At 43.8% G+C, this 18,903-nt stretch carries 18 protein-coding genes; 12 read left to right on the top strand and 6 right to left on the bottom strand.

Annotated features, from left to right (window positions below; translation table 11 throughout):
- Both AC1DBT_RS03795 and AC1DBT_RS03800 read right to left on the bottom strand, forming a co-directional pair.
- Positions 1-1,140, bottom strand: a complete 1,140-nt coding sequence (locus AC1DBT_RS03795; RefSeq protein ID WP_480018650.1) for a hypothetical protein — start codon at positions 1,138-1,140, stop codon at positions 1-3.
- A 28-nt stretch (positions 1,141-1,168) separates the two neighbouring features.
- Positions 1,169-2,122 carry a hypothetical protein gene (locus AC1DBT_RS03800; protein WP_480018651.1) on the bottom strand — a complete coding sequence of 318 codons (954 nt, stop codon included), beginning with the start codon at positions 2,120-2,122 and terminating at the stop codon, positions 1,169-1,171.
- A 161-nt stretch (positions 2,123-2,283) separates the two neighbouring features.
- Here AC1DBT_RS03800 and AC1DBT_RS03805 point away from each other — a divergent pair, with 161 nt between their 5' ends.
- Entirely contained in the window at positions 2,284-2,619 is a 336-nt protein-coding gene (locus AC1DBT_RS03805) for a helix-turn-helix transcriptional regulator (protein WP_480018652.1), read from the top strand.
- Positions 2,620-2,815: 196 nt separating this feature from the next.
- Here AC1DBT_RS03805 and AC1DBT_RS03810 read toward each other — a convergent pair whose 3' ends face one another.
- Positions 2,816-4,090 carry an ATP-binding protein gene (locus AC1DBT_RS03810; protein WP_480018653.1) on the bottom strand — a complete coding sequence of 425 codons (1,275 nt, stop codon included), beginning with the start codon at positions 4,088-4,090 and terminating at the stop codon, positions 2,816-2,818.
- 272 nt (positions 4,091-4,362) lie between these two features.
- Here AC1DBT_RS03810 and AC1DBT_RS03815 point away from each other — a divergent pair, with 272 nt between their 5' ends.
- The 4 genes from AC1DBT_RS03815 to AC1DBT_RS03830 all read left to right on the top strand — a co-directional run bounded on the left by AC1DBT_RS03815 (position 4,363) and on the right by AC1DBT_RS03830 (position 8,191).
- On the top strand, positions 4,363-4,881 hold the full coding sequence (locus AC1DBT_RS03815) for a hypothetical protein (protein WP_480018654.1): 519 nt from the start codon (positions 4,363-4,365) through the stop codon (positions 4,879-4,881).
- Positions 4,882-5,605: 724 nt separating this feature from the next.
- The gene (locus tag AC1DBT_RS03820; protein ID WP_480018655.1) at positions 5,606-6,040 is read left to right on the top strand and encodes a cytidine deaminase family protein; all 435 of its coding nucleotides are present in this window, start codon (positions 5,606-5,608) and stop codon (positions 6,038-6,040) included.
- Positions 6,041-6,219: 179 nt separating this feature from the next.
- Positions 6,220-6,804: a DUF7010 family protein gene (locus AC1DBT_RS03825; RefSeq protein ID WP_480018656.1), complete on the top strand. Its 585-nt coding sequence runs from the start codon at positions 6,220-6,222 to the stop codon at positions 6,802-6,804.
- Positions 6,805-7,072: 268 nt separating this feature from the next.
- Complete coding sequence (locus AC1DBT_RS03830; protein WP_480018657.1) at positions 7,073-8,191, top strand: IS1249 family transposase; 1,119 nt, start codon at positions 7,073-7,075, stop codon at positions 8,189-8,191.
- Between the two features lie 472 nt (positions 8,192-8,663).
- On the opposite strand, the gene AC1DBT_RS03835 is transcribed toward AC1DBT_RS03830, so the two are convergent.
- A complete protein-coding gene (locus tag AC1DBT_RS03835; protein ID WP_040327134.1) occupies positions 8,664-8,867 on the bottom strand; it encodes a helix-turn-helix transcriptional regulator in 204 nt (67 codons plus the stop codon).
- 2 nt (positions 8,868-8,869) lie between these two features.
- On the bottom strand, positions 8,870-9,286 hold the full coding sequence (locus AC1DBT_RS03840; protein WP_061103118.1) for a hypothetical protein: 417 nt from the start codon (positions 9,284-9,286) through the stop codon (positions 8,870-8,872).
- A 376-nt stretch (positions 9,287-9,662) separates the two neighbouring features.
- Here AC1DBT_RS03840 and AC1DBT_RS03845 point away from each other — a divergent pair, with 376 nt between their 5' ends.
- The 7 genes from AC1DBT_RS03845 to AC1DBT_RS03875 all read left to right on the top strand — a co-directional run bounded on the left by AC1DBT_RS03845 (position 9,663) and on the right by AC1DBT_RS03875 (position 17,866).
- Complete coding sequence (locus AC1DBT_RS03845) at positions 9,663-10,394, top strand: TetR/AcrR family transcriptional regulator (protein WP_480018658.1); 732 nt, start codon at positions 9,663-9,665, stop codon at positions 10,392-10,394.
- Complete coding sequence (locus AC1DBT_RS03850; protein WP_480018659.1) at positions 10,391-12,136, top strand: ABC transporter ATP-binding protein; 1,746 nt, start codon at positions 10,391-10,393, stop codon at positions 12,134-12,136. The genes AC1DBT_RS03845 and AC1DBT_RS03850 overlap by 4 nt, the downstream gene beginning before the upstream one ends.
- Positions 12,129-13,847, top strand: coding sequence for an ABC transporter ATP-binding protein (locus AC1DBT_RS03855; RefSeq protein ID WP_480018660.1), 1,719 nt, complete (start codon positions 12,129-12,131; stop codon positions 13,845-13,847). The genes AC1DBT_RS03850 and AC1DBT_RS03855 overlap by 8 nt, the downstream gene beginning before the upstream one ends.
- Before the next feature lie 144 nt (positions 13,848-13,991).
- Entirely contained in the window at positions 13,992-14,600 is a 609-nt protein-coding gene (locus AC1DBT_RS03860) for an MptD family putative ECF transporter S component (protein WP_480018661.1), read from the top strand.
- Positions 14,601-14,614: 14 nt separating this feature from the next.
- Positions 14,615-15,454: an energy-coupling factor transporter transmembrane component T gene (locus tag AC1DBT_RS03865; protein ID WP_480018662.1), complete on the top strand. Its 840-nt coding sequence runs from the start codon at positions 14,615-14,617 to the stop codon at positions 15,452-15,454.
- Positions 15,433-16,839 carry an ABC transporter ATP-binding protein gene (locus AC1DBT_RS03870; RefSeq protein WP_480018663.1) on the top strand — a complete coding sequence of 469 codons (1,407 nt, stop codon included), beginning with the start codon at positions 15,433-15,435 and terminating at the stop codon, positions 16,837-16,839. Before AC1DBT_RS03865 ends, AC1DBT_RS03870 begins: the two co-directional genes overlap by 22 nt.
- A 394-nt stretch (positions 16,840-17,233) precedes the next feature.
- The gene (locus tag AC1DBT_RS03875; RefSeq protein WP_480018664.1) at positions 17,234-17,866 is read left to right on the top strand and encodes a helix-turn-helix domain-containing protein; all 633 of its coding nucleotides are present in this window, start codon (positions 17,234-17,236) and stop codon (positions 17,864-17,866) included.
- A 211-nt stretch (positions 17,867-18,077) separates the two neighbouring features.
- On the opposite strand, the gene AC1DBT_RS03880 is transcribed toward AC1DBT_RS03875, so the two are convergent.
- The coding region (locus tag AC1DBT_RS03880; protein WP_480018665.1) for an Ig-like domain-containing protein at positions 18,078-18,903 on the bottom strand (826 nt) is incomplete at its 5' end.

Below are 18,903 nucleotides of genomic sequence, written 5' to 3' on the forward strand. Positions count from 1 at the left end.
TTATTCGTAATGTCCAGCTTCGTCGACGACCCATTTTCTACCTGTGACCTTGTCTTCGTAGTAGCCACGGTCTTCAGTGTGAGTCACTGCGTCGTGGTGAACGGTCTTGTATTTTCTTTGGATGCTATAGCTTCCAGGCGTACCGGCTTTTATCATTTTGATATCATAGGCTTCGAGTTCGTTTACATTATGGAAAATGGTACCGTCGCTGTAGACGAAGTATACGCCGTCCGCCACTCTCTCGTTCCAAGCGGGTTTGTCGGTTACCGTAACGACATTAGGAACCCACACCTTTTCAGTGGTGTTTTCCCAGTGCCCCTTTTCGGGCACCCAGGTTTTCGCCTTTTCAGCAGGTGCTGAGCTGGTAGAAGCTGAAGATTGGCTTGCAGGTGCTGGAGTTTCTGCTACCGTAGGTTTAGCTTCGGTTCCCGTAGAGGCTTGAGCCTCGCTAGTACTTTCCGTAATAGTTGCTTTCGCATCTTCGGAAAGGTGCGTATTAGCATTCGTGTTGTTTTCTACCTTTTCAAGGATTGCTTTTCCGGCATTGCCTTTCAGTGAGCTATCACCGTTTTCAATTGCTACCTTGGTAGTGTCAGCGATTTCTTTTACGTCATCTGCTGTTACTTGGTCAGCAGGAATTGTGTTGTCAAGTTTAACGTTGATATCTGTTTTGTTTTCATCAACGTCTTTCTTTTCAGTGGATTTAACGCTGACTGCAATTTCCTTACTTTCTGCGACAGGTTTTGCGACAGAACCGTCGTTATTGATAACACCAGTTACATTGACTTTGTAGTCGCCAGGTGTTACCTCGACCGTGTCGGTCTTTTTGCCTGAGTCTACTGCATGGTAGAAGTCTACAGGCATACTGCGCTCGTCAGTGCTTTGTACGTGGACGATAGTAGGAGTCGAAGACTCGGTTACTTTGTCATCTGCTGTGACGTCGATTTTAAGCGGCGCTTTTTCTGTTTTTGCAGGAATCTTTGCAGTTGCTGCGGGTTTATCAGATGCAGTGTTATCGTGTTTTGCGCTGAATACGCCAGTTGCTCCGGCAACTGAAAGTGAAATTACGGCTATGATTGCGATAGACAATCCCGCCGTATGTGGTTTGTGGGACTTAACCCACTGCGTGAGTTTATTCATAAAGAACCTCCTTTGTAGATTTTGGTTGCTAGAAGGAACCCCTGTTTTGCTTTTTGAGTTCTTCGGCAGCGACTCCAGAATTATAGGCGGCTCTCGTGGCGGCGTCAGCGCCTCTGTTGATGGCTTGGTTGTTCGCCAGATTGACCACAAGATTTCCCATCTGGATGAGGTTGGAGGCTTTTTGCAATGCAATCATCTCCTGCTGGTTGTGCAGGCATTGGTCGACCCCATTCTTGATGGATGACAGCCCTGTTATCACCTGCTCGCGGTACTTGTCCTCCTTGTAGGTCTTCACCATTTCCTTGACGGTGTCTGCCTCGTGGTTTTGTACATATTTTATGAACGCTGAGCAGCAATCGATGGCGTAGTAGTCGGCTGGGTACCAAGAGGCGGTCTTACCCTGCATCTCGGCGACTATGGCATGGACCTCGTTTGCAAGTTCCTTGCGCCGCTGAATTACCAGTTCATTGTTAGCTTTTATTGCTCTGTTTGCTTCGTCAGCATCAGCTTGCTGCTTCGCGTTGTATTTGTCGCGGATTATCTTTGCGCCTATGGATGCCACAACGAGGGCGCCGACTTTAAAGAGGGATAGATTAATGAGAAATGTTAAAAGCAGCGCCACAAGCAAAATCTTTCCAATTTTTAAAAACATTTTGTTTTGCTTTGCCTTTCCAAGCGCGAAAAGGCCGACGGATGCCAGAGCGAAGATGAAGGTTACCGGATCGCCGCCGAGCAGGCAGATGAGGCCGGCGATTCCGGCGAATGCCATGCCGGCAACAAAAAGGCCGTACTGGGATTTACCACTGAGGGTATTCGTCTCGATGAGGTTTGGTACAACCTCGTCTCGAAACTTACGCTCCAGCTCCCAGTACTGGTTGAGCTTTTTGCTAGCATCCTGTAGATACCCATTGACGACATAGAGCCCATCGAGAAGTTTTGGACCCTCGGGGTATGGGGTTGATGAGTAGACGCTTTCACCCATGCAATCTCCTCCTTCTATAGAGTTTGATGAATCAGTCGCTACGTCCAATTTTAAGGAAATATGACCTGTATAGGCAGCAAATAGCCCATGTGGTTTATTATAACTCCTAATAAATGCCTATACAATACATTTATAAGTGAATTGTATAGGCAGTGAATAGAGTGGATTATTACAAAATAGGTCAAAGAATACGCAAATTCAGAAAAGCGGCCGAGCTGACGCAGGAGCAGCTTGCTGAAATGGTCGGCATCTCGATAACGCACATGAGCCACATCGAGACGGGTAACACGAAGATGAGCCTGCCTGTGGCAGCTGACATAGCAAAGGCGCTTTTGGTGCATGTGGATTCGCTTCTCTATGAGAAGCCGGTTATAAGCAGAACAGAAACCGAAGATGAAGTCTTAGAAGTTTTGCGATCTTGTTCAAGCCAAGAGCTATCGGTTGCACTGGATATGGTTCGAGCTTTGAAGATGTCGCTTCGCAAATATCAACAATGAATTTTTGTATCGTAGAGATGAGCGCGGATGCCAGAAGGCATCTCCGCTTTTTTGCTATAGGTGCACATCTTTGGCAAGAGTGTTGTATTGATGTCAACGGCTGATTAGGTGGGTGCATTTTTGCCCTTGTGTAGCAGGGGTTTACAGGGGTAAACGTAAAAAGGTTTAGCGTTTGTTGTAATTGCAAGGCTTCGTTTTAGTTTTTTAAGCAGCCGATAGGAACTATGTAAACACCGTCTTTACGACAATACGCAAAATCACCTGTTCCAGTTAAAACCATAAGGAAAGATGGCTTGTTCATTTTATCGGTGTCGATTTTTTCTTTCATTGCTTTAAGGCTTTTTGCGCCTTCTTCAATGAGTTTTTCGCCTCCGAGTTTAATTTCAATAAGCCCGTATTTACCGTTTCTTAAATGAATAACAGCATCGCATTCCTGTCCGTCTTTATCTCTGTAGTGGTAAACCTCACCGCCTAGAGAATCCGCAAAAATACGCAGATCTCTGATGCAAAGTGTTTCGAATAGAAAACCGAAAGTATTTAAGTCGTTTATCAAGTCGTTTGGGCCTATTCCCAAAGCTGCCGCAGCGATAGATGGGTCGATATAATAACGCGTATTGGATGAACGAATGGCAGTTTTTGATCTTAGATTTGGATTCCAAGCAGGCATATCTTCTATAACAAATATTTTGCGAAGCGCATTAACATACGACGCAACAGTTTCCTCACTAATTGTCGTGTCTTCATTAGCAGAAATATCCCGCGAAAGCACAGTATTTGGTACTTGTGCTCCTTGATTCCTTGCGTATGAACGCATAAGACGCTTAACTTTTTCAGCATCTTTTTGAACGTCATCAGCACGATTAATGTCGGAGTGTACAACAGCATCATAGTAATCAACAGCTTGATCTAAAGCAATCTCATCGCGCATGTCCACTGATTGCGGCCATCCTCCACGGCATATAAGAAAAGATAGGTGGTCAATACTCAAGTTTGAATCGCCTTCAATGCTCTTAATTCCTGCAAAAAGGTTTTTCAAGCTAACTTCGCCCGTTGAATCACCAGATTCATACAAACTCATTGGTCTCATTGTTAGCCACGTGAAGCGTCCAGTACCAGAGTGGGTAATTTCTGTAGTGTCTGCAGGGACAGCAGAACCAGTTAAGATAAATTGGCCAAGCTCACTGCGATGATCAACTTCAAATCGTATTGCATCCCAAAGTTTTGGAGCAAGTTGCCATTCGTCGATTAATCTTGGGGTATCTCCTTTCAGTAATCGCTTTGGGCGTATCTGCGACATAGTGATATTCTGTTCTTTCTTTTCGGGGTCATCCATATATAAAACGCTTGCTGCAAATTGTTCTGCAGTAGTGGTTTTCCCGCACCACTTCGGCCCTTCAATCACTACCGCGCCTTTGCCTTCTAGTTTTCTTTTTAAAATATTGTCAGCAATTCTTTTCCTGTACTTTTTCAACCGTGTCACCTGTCTTAATTAAGTCTGCTCATATTTTCGAATGATAATTATGAATTATATCATTATTTTCCGACGATTGGCGAGTTTTTGTTCCGATGTTTGGCGGTGTTTCATTACGACGCTTGGCGAGTTTTTGTTCCGATGTTTGGCGGAGTTTCATTACGACGATTGGCGAGTTTTTGTTCCGATGTTTGGCGGAATTCGTGAGGATGATTGGAAAGCTCGTTGCATGAAATGTATGTCATCAAGTCATAAAGGGAAAAATATTTAGTATGTGCAGCAATTCTTTTGTCGCGTGTTTTGGCTGTATGGAGGAAGATATCAACGCTCTAGGGTCGAGTGTACAGGATGTTGTTCTTTTCACCGCGCGAAAAGCTGTTAACATGCTTCGCTCAAAGTTGAAAGCAAGCTCAGCGAATCGAAGTGCATTCGCGAATTATGTTTTAATCGCTCATGCAAGTCGATTCGCCATTTTGCACCCACCCTGTGAAGTGGGAAATTTATGCAGAAGGGAATGTGCTCTATCATATGGAGGAGAAAAATATACGAGTCTAGTGAACAGGTTTAATACCATAGAAACAAGGCTTAAAGAAGTCAAAGCTATCATTGTTGACAAGCAAGCAAGACGTGATGAGGTTGAATATTTTATCGAGGATTTGAAAAAGCAGGACTTGTTAACAGCGTTCGATGAAAACGTCTGGCTGAGCATGGTTGACTATCTAACCGTGCGTTACGATGGAAAGGTTGAGTTTACTTTTCTTGATGGGAGCGTACTGAAAATAGACGGGTAAACAACGAATATAGAATATATAAAGGCCAGTCAATATAGAATTTATCTTGTATGATCAGCATATTAAAAGTTATACATAAAAGGTTGACAAGCCATGAAAAGACTGACAAAATCCTTGACAGACAGCATAACACTGTCTCTACGCGGTCGGATGCGCAGCTAAAGAAGCTTGGCACTGGTGGAGAGGTTAAGGATAATGGATGAGCTCGTTCGTTTTTGCCGTGAAGTGGCGACATTCGGCTTGACGGTTGCCTTAATCGCGATGCTGATTGCCTTAATATGGGATGGCACACTTGCTATTAGAATTGGTTTTACCTCTTTTGTTATTGGTGTCACAGTGATCTCGCTTAAGACTGTCCTTCGAAAGACTGATTGAATTTTGTTTGGTTCAAGTCAATAGTTGAATATCTCACGTTGGGTGACTATTACTGATTTCTGTCAGTAATAGTCACTTCTTTTTATGAATCTTAAAGTCAGGCTCAATGTCCGTCCTGTTTAGCCGGTGATTAGTTAGGGTAATCGGCCAAAAAGTGTGAGAGTTGAGTTGCCTTAATAGATGTCACTATGTTGAGTTGCCGAGTTAGATGTTATGGTAGTTATGACTGTGAGATAGATGCCTAATTCGGATAATAGTTTTCGTCAGGAAAGATCATAATGAAACTGTAGTATATGCAAATAGTAAGGCCTATGCGATAAATTCAGGCATTTTAGGAGAAAAGGAATATATGGATATTTGGGATACAATGTATGAAAAGGCGAAGCCACAATTTCATCCGAAGGAAGTTTCTCCATTCGTTTACGCACATCATGTTGTATGTGCAATAGAAGCTGAAGACGGAGAAATTTTCACGGGTTTCTGCATTGAGAGCTGCAGTGGGGTTCTTAATTTGTGCGCAGAACGCGTGGCCGCTCTTAATATGTATGTGAATAGCGGACAGACGAAGGTGAAACGCTTTATCGCATTCCGCGACAAGGCACCTTATGGCGCGGGAAGCGGTATGCCTTGTGGAGCGTGTAGAGAGTTCTTTTATCAATTGAATGAAGAAAATGAAAAAATGGAGATTATGGAGGACTTTGAACAGCGGAAGACTGTCACGTTGAAGGAGCTCCTGCCAAATTGGTGGGGCAAAGATAGATATGCTGAAGCGAAAGCAAAATGACCCTCCCGCTTGTATAGACAGATCAAGTCTCCCACCCTGCCATCCCGGTTTCAAGCCTTCGCCATGATCTTATGGATCGAGCAAGGAGAATGGCGAGAGTGAATACTGAGCACCATCTGTGGGTTGACATATTATAAGATTAAGGCGGTGTCGACAAATTAGAATTTCTGGAGGAGAAAATGGTGGATGAATTAAGAAAAGAAATTGCAATACAGCAGAAAAAAGGATTGCCATTTATCATGGCATCGGTGATCATATGGCTTCTGATAATACTTGTGTCAATTTTAGATATCAATATGGATATGAAAAATTTATTGGTATTTTGCTGTTCATGCCCATTATTACCGCTAGCTTGGCTCATTGGTAAACTTATAAAGGTGGATATCTTTTCAAAACAAAATCCACTTGGACAATTAGGCTTCATTTTCACCTTAAATCAAATGATTTATTTATTAATCGTTATGTGGGTGTTTAGTGCTGTTCCGGAAAAAATGATTATGGTATACGCTATGGTGTTTGGAGCACATTTATTTCCCTATTCATGGTTGTATCAATCAAAGGGATATACAGTTGCTGCAATTTCCATTCCGATGATTTCCTTGATTTTAGGATGTGCGTTAAACGGCACAACGGTTGCTGTTGCGGCATGTATTATTGAGATAGTATTTGCCTGTGTATTACATATGGAATTAAAGAAAATGGGAGATAACTACAACAAATCCCAGTTTGTAGAGCTTAGCCGGGATCAAGTTTCTATGAAATAGAAATCTAAATCTAAATACGTTATGTGTAAATAATTAAGGCGGTAGTAATACCGTCTTTTTTGATGCCTAAAAAGGTTTCAGAATTGAGCTATAGGACAAAAAGTGTGTATAAAATCGGTTGTTTGCACAGGTAAACAGCCGATTTTTTGTAAACAATTCAAAAAAATCGAATTTTTCACCTGGACAAAAAGTGTGTAAAAATATCAGCATATAAGCACGTAAAACCATCTAAATTAGAGAAAAAATTACTAGTTTTAGGTGGTGGATTATGCGTGCCAATATTTGTTCTGTTTGTAGTAGCAAGATGGTCAAAAATGGCAAGACAAAGGCTGGAAAGCAGCGGTATAGATGCCTTAAGTGTGGAAGTTCGCAATCACGTAGATATGCATTACAAGCAAGAGATTTAAAACTCTTTTTAGACTGGTTATTAGGCAAACAGCTCCAGAGAGATATGCGAGGTCAAGGCCGGTCTTTTAGAAGGAAGACGGCGAAGTTTTGGGATATTTGGCCTATGCCGCCATTAATAGATGAAATACATCGAGTTATCTATATAGACGGCATTTACATATCAAGAAAGACCGTGGTTCTTATTGCAACAACAGATGATTATGTATTATCGTGGCATCTTTCAGAATCAGAAAACACTGTGGCTTATATGGCACTTCTTAGAAGAATAGCTCCCCCTGATATGGTTGTGGCTGATGGTGGATCAGGTTTTCAAACAGCTCTTAAAAAGATATGGCCAACCACACTTTACCAGCGCTGCTTATTCCATATGTACACTCTAACAAAACGTTATTTAACTTCTCGTCCTCGTCTTCAAGCAGGTAGAGAGCTTCTTAGTCTTGCATATGAGCTTATGCATATTGACAATCTTCAACAAGCACAGTGGTGGTTTGAAAGACTTTGTCAATGGTCAAAGGTTTGGCAGGGGTTTCTTAATGAGAAAAGCTTTATAGATGGTAAGTATCAATTTACTCATATTCGTATACGAAAAGCTCAGCGCGCCATTTATAGTGCGTTAAGAAAGGACTGCTTATTTTCCTATCTTGACCTTAGGCTGACCCGTTTAGGAGAGCTTGCCAAATTTAATAATCGAATAGAAGGAGGGGTAAATTCCCCTATAAGAGAAATGCTTCGCAACCATCGAGGATTGAGTGAACTAAGGCGTATTAAAGCTGTATTTTGGTGGTGCTACATGCATACAGAAGCCCCTCTAGAGCCTGCAGAGATGCTTGAGAGCATGCCTAGGAATAAAGATCTTCAGACACTAATAAATGCATTCAGACCACATAGAGGCGAAAGTATATATCCCGATACATATGGAAACGCTGTGGTGTGGTCAGAACTACATCACAGCGATCCTTATCCCTATACAACAGAATAACTCATTTACACACTTTTTGTCCTATAACCCTCAGAATTCAAGGCTAAAGTTTCAGAGTTCAAAGCTAAGGTTTCATTGTATCCAACACGTAATGAAACTATATACGAAAACTGTCAACGAGATTGATGATCTTAAAGTGAAGAAACAAAAGCTTCTTATAGAAAAAGCAGGTCAAGAAGATGCTAAAAGACGAATCAGAGAAATGGAAGATTTCTGAAAAGTGAGCGTCACGATATTAGTGAGTATGGCGAGAAGCTGGTAAGAAAGTACATCATAAAAGTCAAAAGGCTGTAAGCGTCTGAAACGTTACACAATCCAGCCTAGGGGGAATCCTCTCTAGGCTATTTTTATGTTCAAGAATCAAGCTATCAAGCCAATCTTAAACCTTTTAACGATAGCTCCCTCCTATCGTTAAAAGGTGCACCCAGCATCCATTCCGTGCACTCAAAATTTAGACAGACTTCCCAATAGCTTACTCATCAGTAAATTCAAATAAATCTTCTACTTTTACTTTGAAAATTTTTGCGATATCCATGGCCAGTTTCAAAGACGGATTATACCTACCGTTTTCTAGATGAACAATAGTTTCTCTTCTGACATTAACCATTTCAGCCAGCTCTGACTGTGTATAGTTTGCTTTTTCTCGGTAATCTTTTAGTTTTGTTATTAACGCCATAGCTATACCCCTTTTGAATTCAAGATAAGGAACAGCATGGTACGAAGCATTGCGATTGCGATAATGCTTCCGATGATTAGCCAGCCCATCATTGCAGTTGACATAGCATTGACGTGCCCTAAAATCCCTCCCGCATACGCAACTATTACCATTAAAACAGTTAGAACTTTCAGGCATATTGCATCGCATTTGTGTAGTGTTTTTATCGCCAACTCATCAAAACATTCTTTCTTATACTTATGTATCCTAAGATAATGGGCTAGCAATATAAGGAATAAGAATCCGCCGAAGTAAGCTGAATATTGGCGATATTCGGGCATCCAATCGGATCTACTCCACATCCAATAGTAACCTGCAACTAATAAGGCAATGACAATTTTTGTTGCTACAATTTCTAGTATTGATACTTTTTTCTTCATATTAATCTCCTTCCAGTGTAAAAACATAAGGTGATATATTTCTAACACATGTTATAAATATATCACTTTAAAAACAGCTTATCAATATCGAGCTTGTAAATTTATTTTGGACACCAAAGAATAGAGAATCACGGCTTAGGTCAAGTCCTAAAAGTGGTGTAAATTCCGTTTTCATTTGCCTGCGCCGAGGCGCATTGCCGCAGAGAAGCACACGCCTGCCGCTCTGCCTGCAGGCGCAAGCGCGCATCTCTTATCCCGCACCAAGAAGTACTTGAAAGTAAGTCATGTCTAACTTATAATGTTTATATCGACGCAACCGTCGATGTAAACACCCACGCACTACGCACCACACGTTCCACCAGCAAGGGAGCAGCCTATGGTTCGTAATAAACGCCTTAGCTTCGATGAGCGAAAACAGCAAATCAAGCGTGTAGCAGCACGTATTTTTGTGGAAAAGGGCTTTGACAATGCCACAATGGAAGATCTGGTTAAAGAAACGGGTCTTTCAAAAGGCGGTCTGTATCACTACTACAAAAATACAACCGGCATACTGTATGACATCATGCTTGACGGCATCGTATACCGCAACAACGTTATTGCGCAATCGATAGCAGACGGCAGACAGTGGAGCATAGAATTTCTTGCCGAAGAATTGGCAAAAAAGGCTATTGACGCGAACGAGCTGATGCCCGTTTACGTTGAATTGCTGTTGGCGAAAAAAAGAAACTCTCGGCTTGAGGGGGTATATAGGCAACTTGAGCACACGACGTTTGAATTGTTCGAAACGCAGCACATCAACACCACGTCATTCAACCTTACGTCAAATCAGCTTGCGTTTATGACGTTTTTTGTAAATGCAATTATTCTTTCTGCAAATGTGCTGAAGGAACATGCGCTCGTGCAAAGCAATCAGGCACTCATCAAAGAGATGCTCTTATCCATTCTGAAGCAAACCGATTCCGGGAACGACACGTCGCGAGCCGAACGTGCGAACGCACCGCACTCGCGCGAGGCGCGCGCGGATGAAAGCAAGCCCCACGCGCCGCACCCGCACACAAGGTCGCAGCACCATACAACGCCTTCCCCATCAAGAAAGGAACGCTTATGAACACCTACCGAAAACTGTTCGCCTACATTCCCCAGCTTAAAGGCTTAGCCATACTGGCAGTTATTATATCGGGCGCATCGTCCGTCCTTATTACGGGCGGATACTATACCATCTATCGTTTTTTGCACGCGCTTATCGTTGACAGCAACCTGCAGCGCGCGCAAAGTTTTGCGTTCGTGATTGTGCTGTTGTTGCTGGCAGGAAGCATATTTCTAGGAATTTCGGCGCTCATAGCGCATCACGTGGGCTTCAGCTTAGAAACCGCGCTGCGCAAACGCGGCGTTGAAGGGCTGAACACGGCAAGCTTCAGATTTTTTGATACCCATTCATCAGGCACTATTCGTAAAACTATCGACGATAACGCAGCGATGACGCACACGATTGTAGCGCACATCATCCCCGATGCCACCAAGGCATTCCTGACGCCCATTTTTATCATTGTTGTAAGTTTCTTGGTAAGCATACGTGTTGGATTATGCGTTACCATCCTTACGCTTGTTACGGGAGGCATCCTGGCAAGCATGATGGGCGGCAGCCAATTTATGAAAGTATATCAGGACGCACTGGACAAACTATCTGCGGAAACAGTTGAATATATTCGCGGAATTGCCGTCATTAAAATTTTCGGCGTATCAATCAGTTCGATGAAAAAGCTATTCACGCTTATTCAAACCTACTCCGATTATGCGTATCAGTATTCGAAGCATTGTAAAAAAAGTTACGTTTTATATCAGTTCCTGTTCTTTGGCGTGGCGGCAATTCTTGTTATCCCGATTGTATTTTTCCTACCTGAACTGGGAAGCCCTTCTATCCTTGCGCTCGATTTAATAATGGTGCTGTTCTTGTCGGGCGTGATGTTTGCCGCATTCATGGGCGTTATGTACATTGGCATGTTTGCGTTCCAAGGCAACTACGCGGTTGATTCGCTTGAAGCGCTGTACAAACAAATGGCTGATGAATCCATGCATTTTGGAAACGAAACGTATTTTGCGCACCACTCCATCGAGTTTAAGGACGTGTCATTTTCCTACGGCGACAAACACGTTCTTCAAAATTTGTCGTTCACGCTTGAGGAAAACAAGATATATGCGCTGGTAGGTGAGTCGGGCTCGGGCAAGTCGACCATTGCGAAGCTTATTTGCGCGTACTACCCGCTTGATTCGGGCGCGGTGCTGATTGGCGGAAAACCACTTTCCTCCTACACGCAAGAGGCGCTTATTCGCGAAATTGCCTTCGTGTTTCAGGACGCCAAACTGTTCAATGACACGCTTTTCAACAATGTTCACTGTGCTAAGCGCGACGCATCGCATGAAGAAGTAATGGCAGCGCTGTCGGCAGCAGGGCTTGATAGCGTCATCAACAAGCTGGAGAAACGCGAGAATACGCTTATTGGAACGAAAGGCGTGTACCTGTCGGGTGGCGAAACGCAGCGCGTTGCTATTGCGCGCGCCATCTTGAAAAACGCGCCCATCGTCATTATGGATGAGGCATCGGCTTCTGTTGACGCCGATAACGAATACGAACTGCAAAAAGCGTTCAAGCAGCTGATGCGCGGTAAAACGGTGATCATGATTGCGCATCGCTTGTCGTCCATCACGGGCGTTGACGAAATTTTGCTTGCTGAGCAGGGGAAAATCGTCGAACGCGGCTCGCACGCGCAGCTTATCGCGCAAAACGGAAAGTATAAGCGGCTTTACACACTCTATACTCAGGCGAACGAATGGAGAGTAAGCAATGAATAAGTTTCTGAAACGCAGCTTCGCCCTAACTGACCAGGGAGTTCACGGTGCTCTGAAGGCAGGCATGTTCAGCTTCTTGGTATTTGTTATAACGATGTGCCCAGCAATGTTACTGTTGCTGTTGGTTGATCAACTGCTGCTACAACACGTGCACGACACGCTTACCTACGTGCTGTTTTCGCTGATCACACTTATTGTAATGGCCGTTTTGCTAAGCTTTGAATACGAATCGCAATACAACGAAACCTACAAGGAAGCAGCGAACTTGCGCATCGAAATTGCGCAGAAGCTCTCGCAGCTTGAGATGTCGTATTTTTCGAAGCACGACCTTGCCGATCTTGCGCAAAGCATTATGGCCGACGTAGCGGCAATCGAGCACGCAGGCAGCCACGCAATTCCCACAGTACTTGGGTTTTGCCTGTTCTTACCCCTTATTACGATACTGATGCTTATCGGCAACTGGAAAATGGCGCTGCTTGCTATTGTGCCAACCTTGGTGTCGTTTGGCCTGATTGTGCTGGGGAAAAACTACGCACGCGCACAGTTCAACAAACATTACGTGCGCCTGCGCGAAAATTCACAAGCGTTTCAAGAGCGCATCGAGATGTCGAAAGAAATTACCGCGTTCAACTTAACAGAGCACGTCAAAAGCAGTTTATACGCGCGGCTTGAAGATACGCAGCGCGTGCATTGGAAAAGCGAACGCAATGCGGCGTTTCTGATAATGGGCTCGGGAATTTTTGACCACTTCTCGCTTGCATTTACGATTGTGGGCGGCATTTTCCTTATGCAAACGGGAGAAATTTCGATATTGTACCTGATAGGCTACGTGCTTGCTGCCATGAAAATCAAAGAAATGGTTGATGCGAACATGGAATTTTTCATGGAAATTTTCTACATCAATTCGGCAGTGGAACGCATCAACGAAATCCGTAACGCAAAAGCGCTCGGCGGGCGCGATGTGAACTTTTCAAGCTTCGACATGAGCATCGAGCACCTGAATTTTTCCTACGATGCCAACAAACCGGTGCTTAAAGACGTGAGCTTTACGGTGCCGCAAGGCAGCGTGTGCGCTCTGGTGGGTGAGTCGGGCTGCGGCAAAACGACGCTGTTGCACCTGATAGCGCGCCTGTACGACTTCGATTCGGGCAGCATTTCCATTGGCGGTGTGAACATTAAAGACGCGTCGGCTGAAAGTTTGTATCGCAACGTATCAATTGTGTTTCAAGATGTCGTGCTGTTCAACACAAGCGTTCTTGAAAACATTCGCATTGGGCGTGAAGGTGCAAGCGATGAAGAAGTGAAGCGTGCCGCGCAGCTTGCGCAGTGCGACTTTATTGACAAGTTGCCCGAGGGTTTTGATACGCTCATCGGGGAAAATGGCCAGCAGCTTTCGGGCGGTGAACGCCAGCGCATCTCCATTGCGCGCGCGTTTTTGAAAAATGCACCTATTCTGATTTTGGACGAAATTGCATCGAGCTTAGATGTTGACAACGAGCGAAAAATTCAAGACTCCCTGAATGAGCTCATGAAAAACAAAACGGTCATCATCATTTCGCACCGCATGAAGTCGATTCAGAACGCAGCGCGCATTGTAGTGCTGAAAGACGGCCGCGTGGAAGCGTGCGGCACGCATAGCGAGCTGCTTCGTTCCAGTTCAAGCTACCAAAAGCTGATCGAGAAAACACAGGCAGCAGATGAGTTCGTGTATTGAGGAGGCGCACAACACAGCACCACGTATCACGGTACCACACGCGGCACCATGCGAGCTGCACGCATCACAGCACCATGCATCGCGGCACAACGGTACCACACGCGACAGATAAGTTCGCGTTATCCATAAAGTAAGGAGATTAGTATGAAACAACAAAACACCACGTCAAATCAGCGTTCTTCACTTATGCTGAAAGATTTAGTTCTTATTGGTATTTTCGATGTGATTTACCTTGTCATTATCATGGCATGCGACTGTATGGGGATTGTGCCGATTTTGTATTTGATCTACCCCACCATTGCCGCCATTATTGCTGGGCCATTGGTGCTGCTATTTATGGCAAAAGAACAAAAAGCGTTTGCGTTTGCAATTTTTGGCATTATACCGCCCGCTCTCACGTTCTTGCTGGGCAACACGTACGTTGTTTTGGTGATTGTCATTATCGCGACCCTTCTTGCCGAAGCGCTGCGTAAAATTGGCAACTACTCCAGCTTCACCTGGAACACGCTGGCATATGCAGTGTATTCGCTGTGGTTACCTGGCGTATTAAGCCAGATGATTTTTGTGCGCGAGCGTTTTCTTGAACTGTGTAAGCCGATGGGAGATGCTTATATAGCGCAGCTTGTTCAAATTCTTACATGGCAAAGCATGATTTTAGTAACTATCGGAGCAATTGTGGGTGCGATTATCGGGGCGCTTATCGGTAAAAAGCTCTTAAAGAAGCACTTTGTAAAAGCCGGAATTGTTGCGTAAAAATGCCTGTTCACATGCATATATCAACCAAGAACGACAACACCAGCGCCACGTCGTGCGAAACGAACGTGCAGAAGAACGCGCAAGCAGTCACAGATGACACAGTGCAAGCAGCTGCGAGCGACACCGCGCAAGCAACTGCAGACATTATCCGTTCATTTTGTGACTCGCACGCGCACCCGTTCAACCCGAACCCCATCAGCAAATGCGTGGTGCTGGTGCTGGCAGGGCTGTGCGTCTTTAAGCACCTCCCTACCGAAATTCCGCTGTTTATTACGCTGCTGGCATTTCTGTATCTGAACGACTACCGCGCAACCGTGCTAAAAGCGCTGATTGTGTACACGCTGCTTAGTTTTGTACCGAATTTTGACGCGATTTCGAGTCTGCCTGATGTGCTGAAGATATTCTTGTGTTTCGGCTTGGTGATAAAATTGTTCATGTTGCCGTATTTAGCAGGAAAGTTCCTGGTGAAAGGCTCAAGCGTAAGCGCCATCCTGTCCTCGCTTTACCTGCTGAAAGTACCGCAATGCGTCTCAATTCCCCTGGCGGTGATGTTTCGCTTTTTCCCGGCGTTCAAAGAAGAAAGCGCCGCCATTACCACCGCGATGCGCATTCGTAACATTTCTAAACGCCACCCAGCACGCTATTTAGAATACGTATTCGTGCCGCTGATGATTGTGTCGTGCAATCTTGCCGACGACATTACCAAAGCCGCAGAGTGCAAAGCCATATCCAACCCCGGCACCAAAACGCGCTACACCACCGTTCGCTTTCGCGTTGTTGATTTTTTGTATATGGGCATTGTTGCGGCACTAATTGCAGGAGGAATTGCATGCTTACACTGCACAATCTAAGCGTGTTTTACGATGAAAACCAGGTGGTTCATGCTATCAACCTTAACGTATCGCCAGGTGAATGCGTTGTTTTGACAGGCGAAAGCGGAAGCGGCAAATCGAGCATCATAAATGCCATAAACGGATTAGGCACGCGCTACGATAATGCGCGCATCGAAGGCACCATCACCCTTGATGGCGACGAGCTTACTCAAAAGCAAATATATGAAATTGCAATGCTTGTATCATCAGTATTTCAAAATCCCAAAACTCATTTTTTCAACGTCGATACAACACAAGAGCTGCTGTTTTTCCTGGAAAACACCGGCGTACCTAAACAGGACATGCAAAAGCGCTTGCAAGACGTACTTTCCTTGTTTCCGATTGCCCACTTGCTTAACAGAAGCATTTTTGAACTTTCAGGTGGCGAAAAACAAATTTTATGCCTGGCAAGCTCCTATATTGCAGGTTGCAAACTTATACTGCTTGATGAGCCTACATCAAATTTAGACCATACCTATATTGAAATACTTGCTCATATGCTTCGGCGTTTAAAAGAACAGGGTATTACGTTGCTTATTGCTGAGCATCGCTTGTATTACCTACGCGAAATACTCGATAGGATTATTCATATTGAAAAGGGAGAAATAAAACACTGTTATACACAAAGTGAATTTATTCGCTTGAGTACAGATGAGTTGCATGCGCTTGGACTACGAAGCAATGTTGATGAGGCGCTCTCGTTGCCTGAATTGCCACCATACACAATAGAAAATTGTCCAACATTACGTATAGACAATCTCACATTAAGCTTTGCAAAGCAATGCAATCTTCATGTAAGCAATCTTGCCTTTCAAACGAACTATATTTATGGCATTGTTGGAAAAAATGGTTGTGGTAAATCAAGCTTTATTAAAAGCCTTATTGGCGTTATGAAACAATCAAAAGAAACAGTGTTTTACCAGGATAAACAGTGCAATAAACGAAAGAGGATTTCGCTATCATCGCTAGTAATGCAAGATGTAAACAGCCAGCTTTTTAGCGAATCAGTTGAACATGAGCTAACACTTACGCAAAAAAACATATCGGAAGCTTCCCTAGACTCTATATTAGAGGAACTTAACATCCGTGAATTCAAAAATATGCATCCCATGAGTTTATCTGGGGGTCAAAAACAGCGTGTTGCTATTGCTACTAGCATGGTTGATGGAGCGGCGCTTATGTATTTTGATGAACCAACCAGTGGCATGGATTATAAAAACATGCTTGCCATATCGCACTGCATTCAATCGCTTAAAAACCAAAAACGCATTATTTTCATTGTTTCGCATGATGTGGAATTTCTTAATATCACGTGCGATTATATTCTAAATATAGAGCGTTTCTCTACACAGCATTTGCAGTGAAACTATATCGGAAGAATAGGTCTCATCGAGAAAAGAAGGGGACCGGGTGTGGCTGTCTAAAAAATGTCCGCACCCCCGTTATTCATTATATAATTCATGTGAAATTGTACGTCAAGAGCAGGCAGGTGTTTCCCTCGTGCGCCTTGGATTTTGTACGCTCTCTGTTAGTTTTGTATATATCTCTTTTGAAACAGGTATTTTCACATATTTATGTACGCGCTTGCCAAGAAAATACTATGTTACGATTCGTAACGCTTGTGTTCTCGTTCGTTCCTTTTCTATTCATAGGTTGCTCGTTAGCATGTAATTACGCAGTGCGATTATTAATTGCATTACGAGCAAAACAAATAATTGTTAAGAACAAAAACTCATAGCCGCTGAAAGGAGTTATACGATGCTGTTAGGAGAAAAAATCAGAAATGTGCGCGTGGAAGCAGGTTTAACTCAGGAAGAACTTGCTGAAATGATTATGGTTTCGCGTGCTGCGGTAGCGAAGTGGGAAGGCGGTCGCGGTCTGCCAGATGTTGCAAATTTGAAGGTGCTTGCGGATGCGCTGGGTGTTACTGTCGACTATTTGTTGGATAAAGACAATGCTATTGATTTGTCAATCGTTAAGAAGCCTATTGATGTAGCGAAGTATGGTCTTAATGCAAAATTGGGCGTTCGTAAGAAAATCAAGATAAAGGAACAAATTATTCGCGATGAATATGCAGACGCTGAAATTATTATGCTCACGGTGACGAAGTTTATTCCAAATTCGTCCGAAAAGTTTATGGATAATTTTATCGGGTTTATTACTACTTTGTTCGGTGATATTCCTTTGTTTGATACGTTTGCATTCGGCAAAGCGGTAGAGAGCATTGGCAGTGAACAGTATTACTTGGTGAATAAAAAAGAAAAGCAATTTTTTGTGCTGATAACGGATGAGCATATTATTAGCAGAATGATGCGAGTAAAGTTCACCGATAAGAAGATGTGTGTTGGGGATAAGGAATTTACGCAAGTTGGTAAGTTGCGTAATAAGTAAGAACCGGTAGTTGTACTCATGCACCATATTCCTTTGCAAAGAACTGATCTACTTCATCTGTACTATAAGATATGTTTTGAATCACAATACAAGAGCTTGTATGTGTAAGTGAGCAGCGATATAGAAAAGGAGCTGGGTTTGTGACTCAGCTCCTTTTCCTAATTATCTTCAAGTATTAGTTTACTTTTGTTTAATTTAGTAGGTAAACTTTTTACTTGCGATTCCTCTTGCGAGAGAAGAATGCTGTTACAGCTCCCAGTGCACCAATCATTGCGCTGATCAATCCTGCTTGTCCCACTTCGTCACCAGTCTGTACTAATTGGGAGAAATGCTTTGCAGGAACCTTGTTGCCGGGCTTAGTAGATGCGTCGAAACCTGCAGCACCAGTGGATACGTTACCATCGTTTCTGGCTTTACCAGTGGTTTCGTCGGAAGTGTCGTAACCCTTCTTATCTTTAGCTTTTACATCACTGCCGTCTTTGACTTTGTTTGCTGGAATAGTGACTTTACCGCTCGTTTTATCAACGGTTACACCCTCTGGAGTTGTACCAGTCCAGTTTCCATCTTTGTCTTTCTTAACAGTAATGGTCTTCTCGTTGGTGTCCCCTTCTGGCGTATACGTGATTTCCAAAGTATCAGTACCGTCTGCTGGTGTTACCTCAACAGAACCATTGTTTTGAGGTGTGACGGTTGGAGCAGCTGGCTTAGCTGCTGGTGTTTCACCAGTTACGGTCACGTCGACTGGGTCTCCGGTTACACCACCCTTGCTTGGAGTGAGCGTGAGCTTGGTGTTCGGGTCTTGCTTATCAATATCGACAGTGAAGTTTCCGTCGTCTCCAGCGGTTACTTCGGTAACTTTTTGACCGTCCTTGCTGATAGTGACTGTTGCGCCTGGAGTGGTTTTACCGCTCACGGTTGTCTTGTCTTTACCAGTCTTGTTTTCAGCTTTCTGCTCGCTAACAGCTGGCTTAGCTGCTGGTGTTTCACCAGTTACGGTCACGTCGACTGGGTCTCCGGTTACACCACCCTTGCTTGGA

Source organism: Fannyhessea sp. C0108B2 (genome assembly GCF_056583915.1).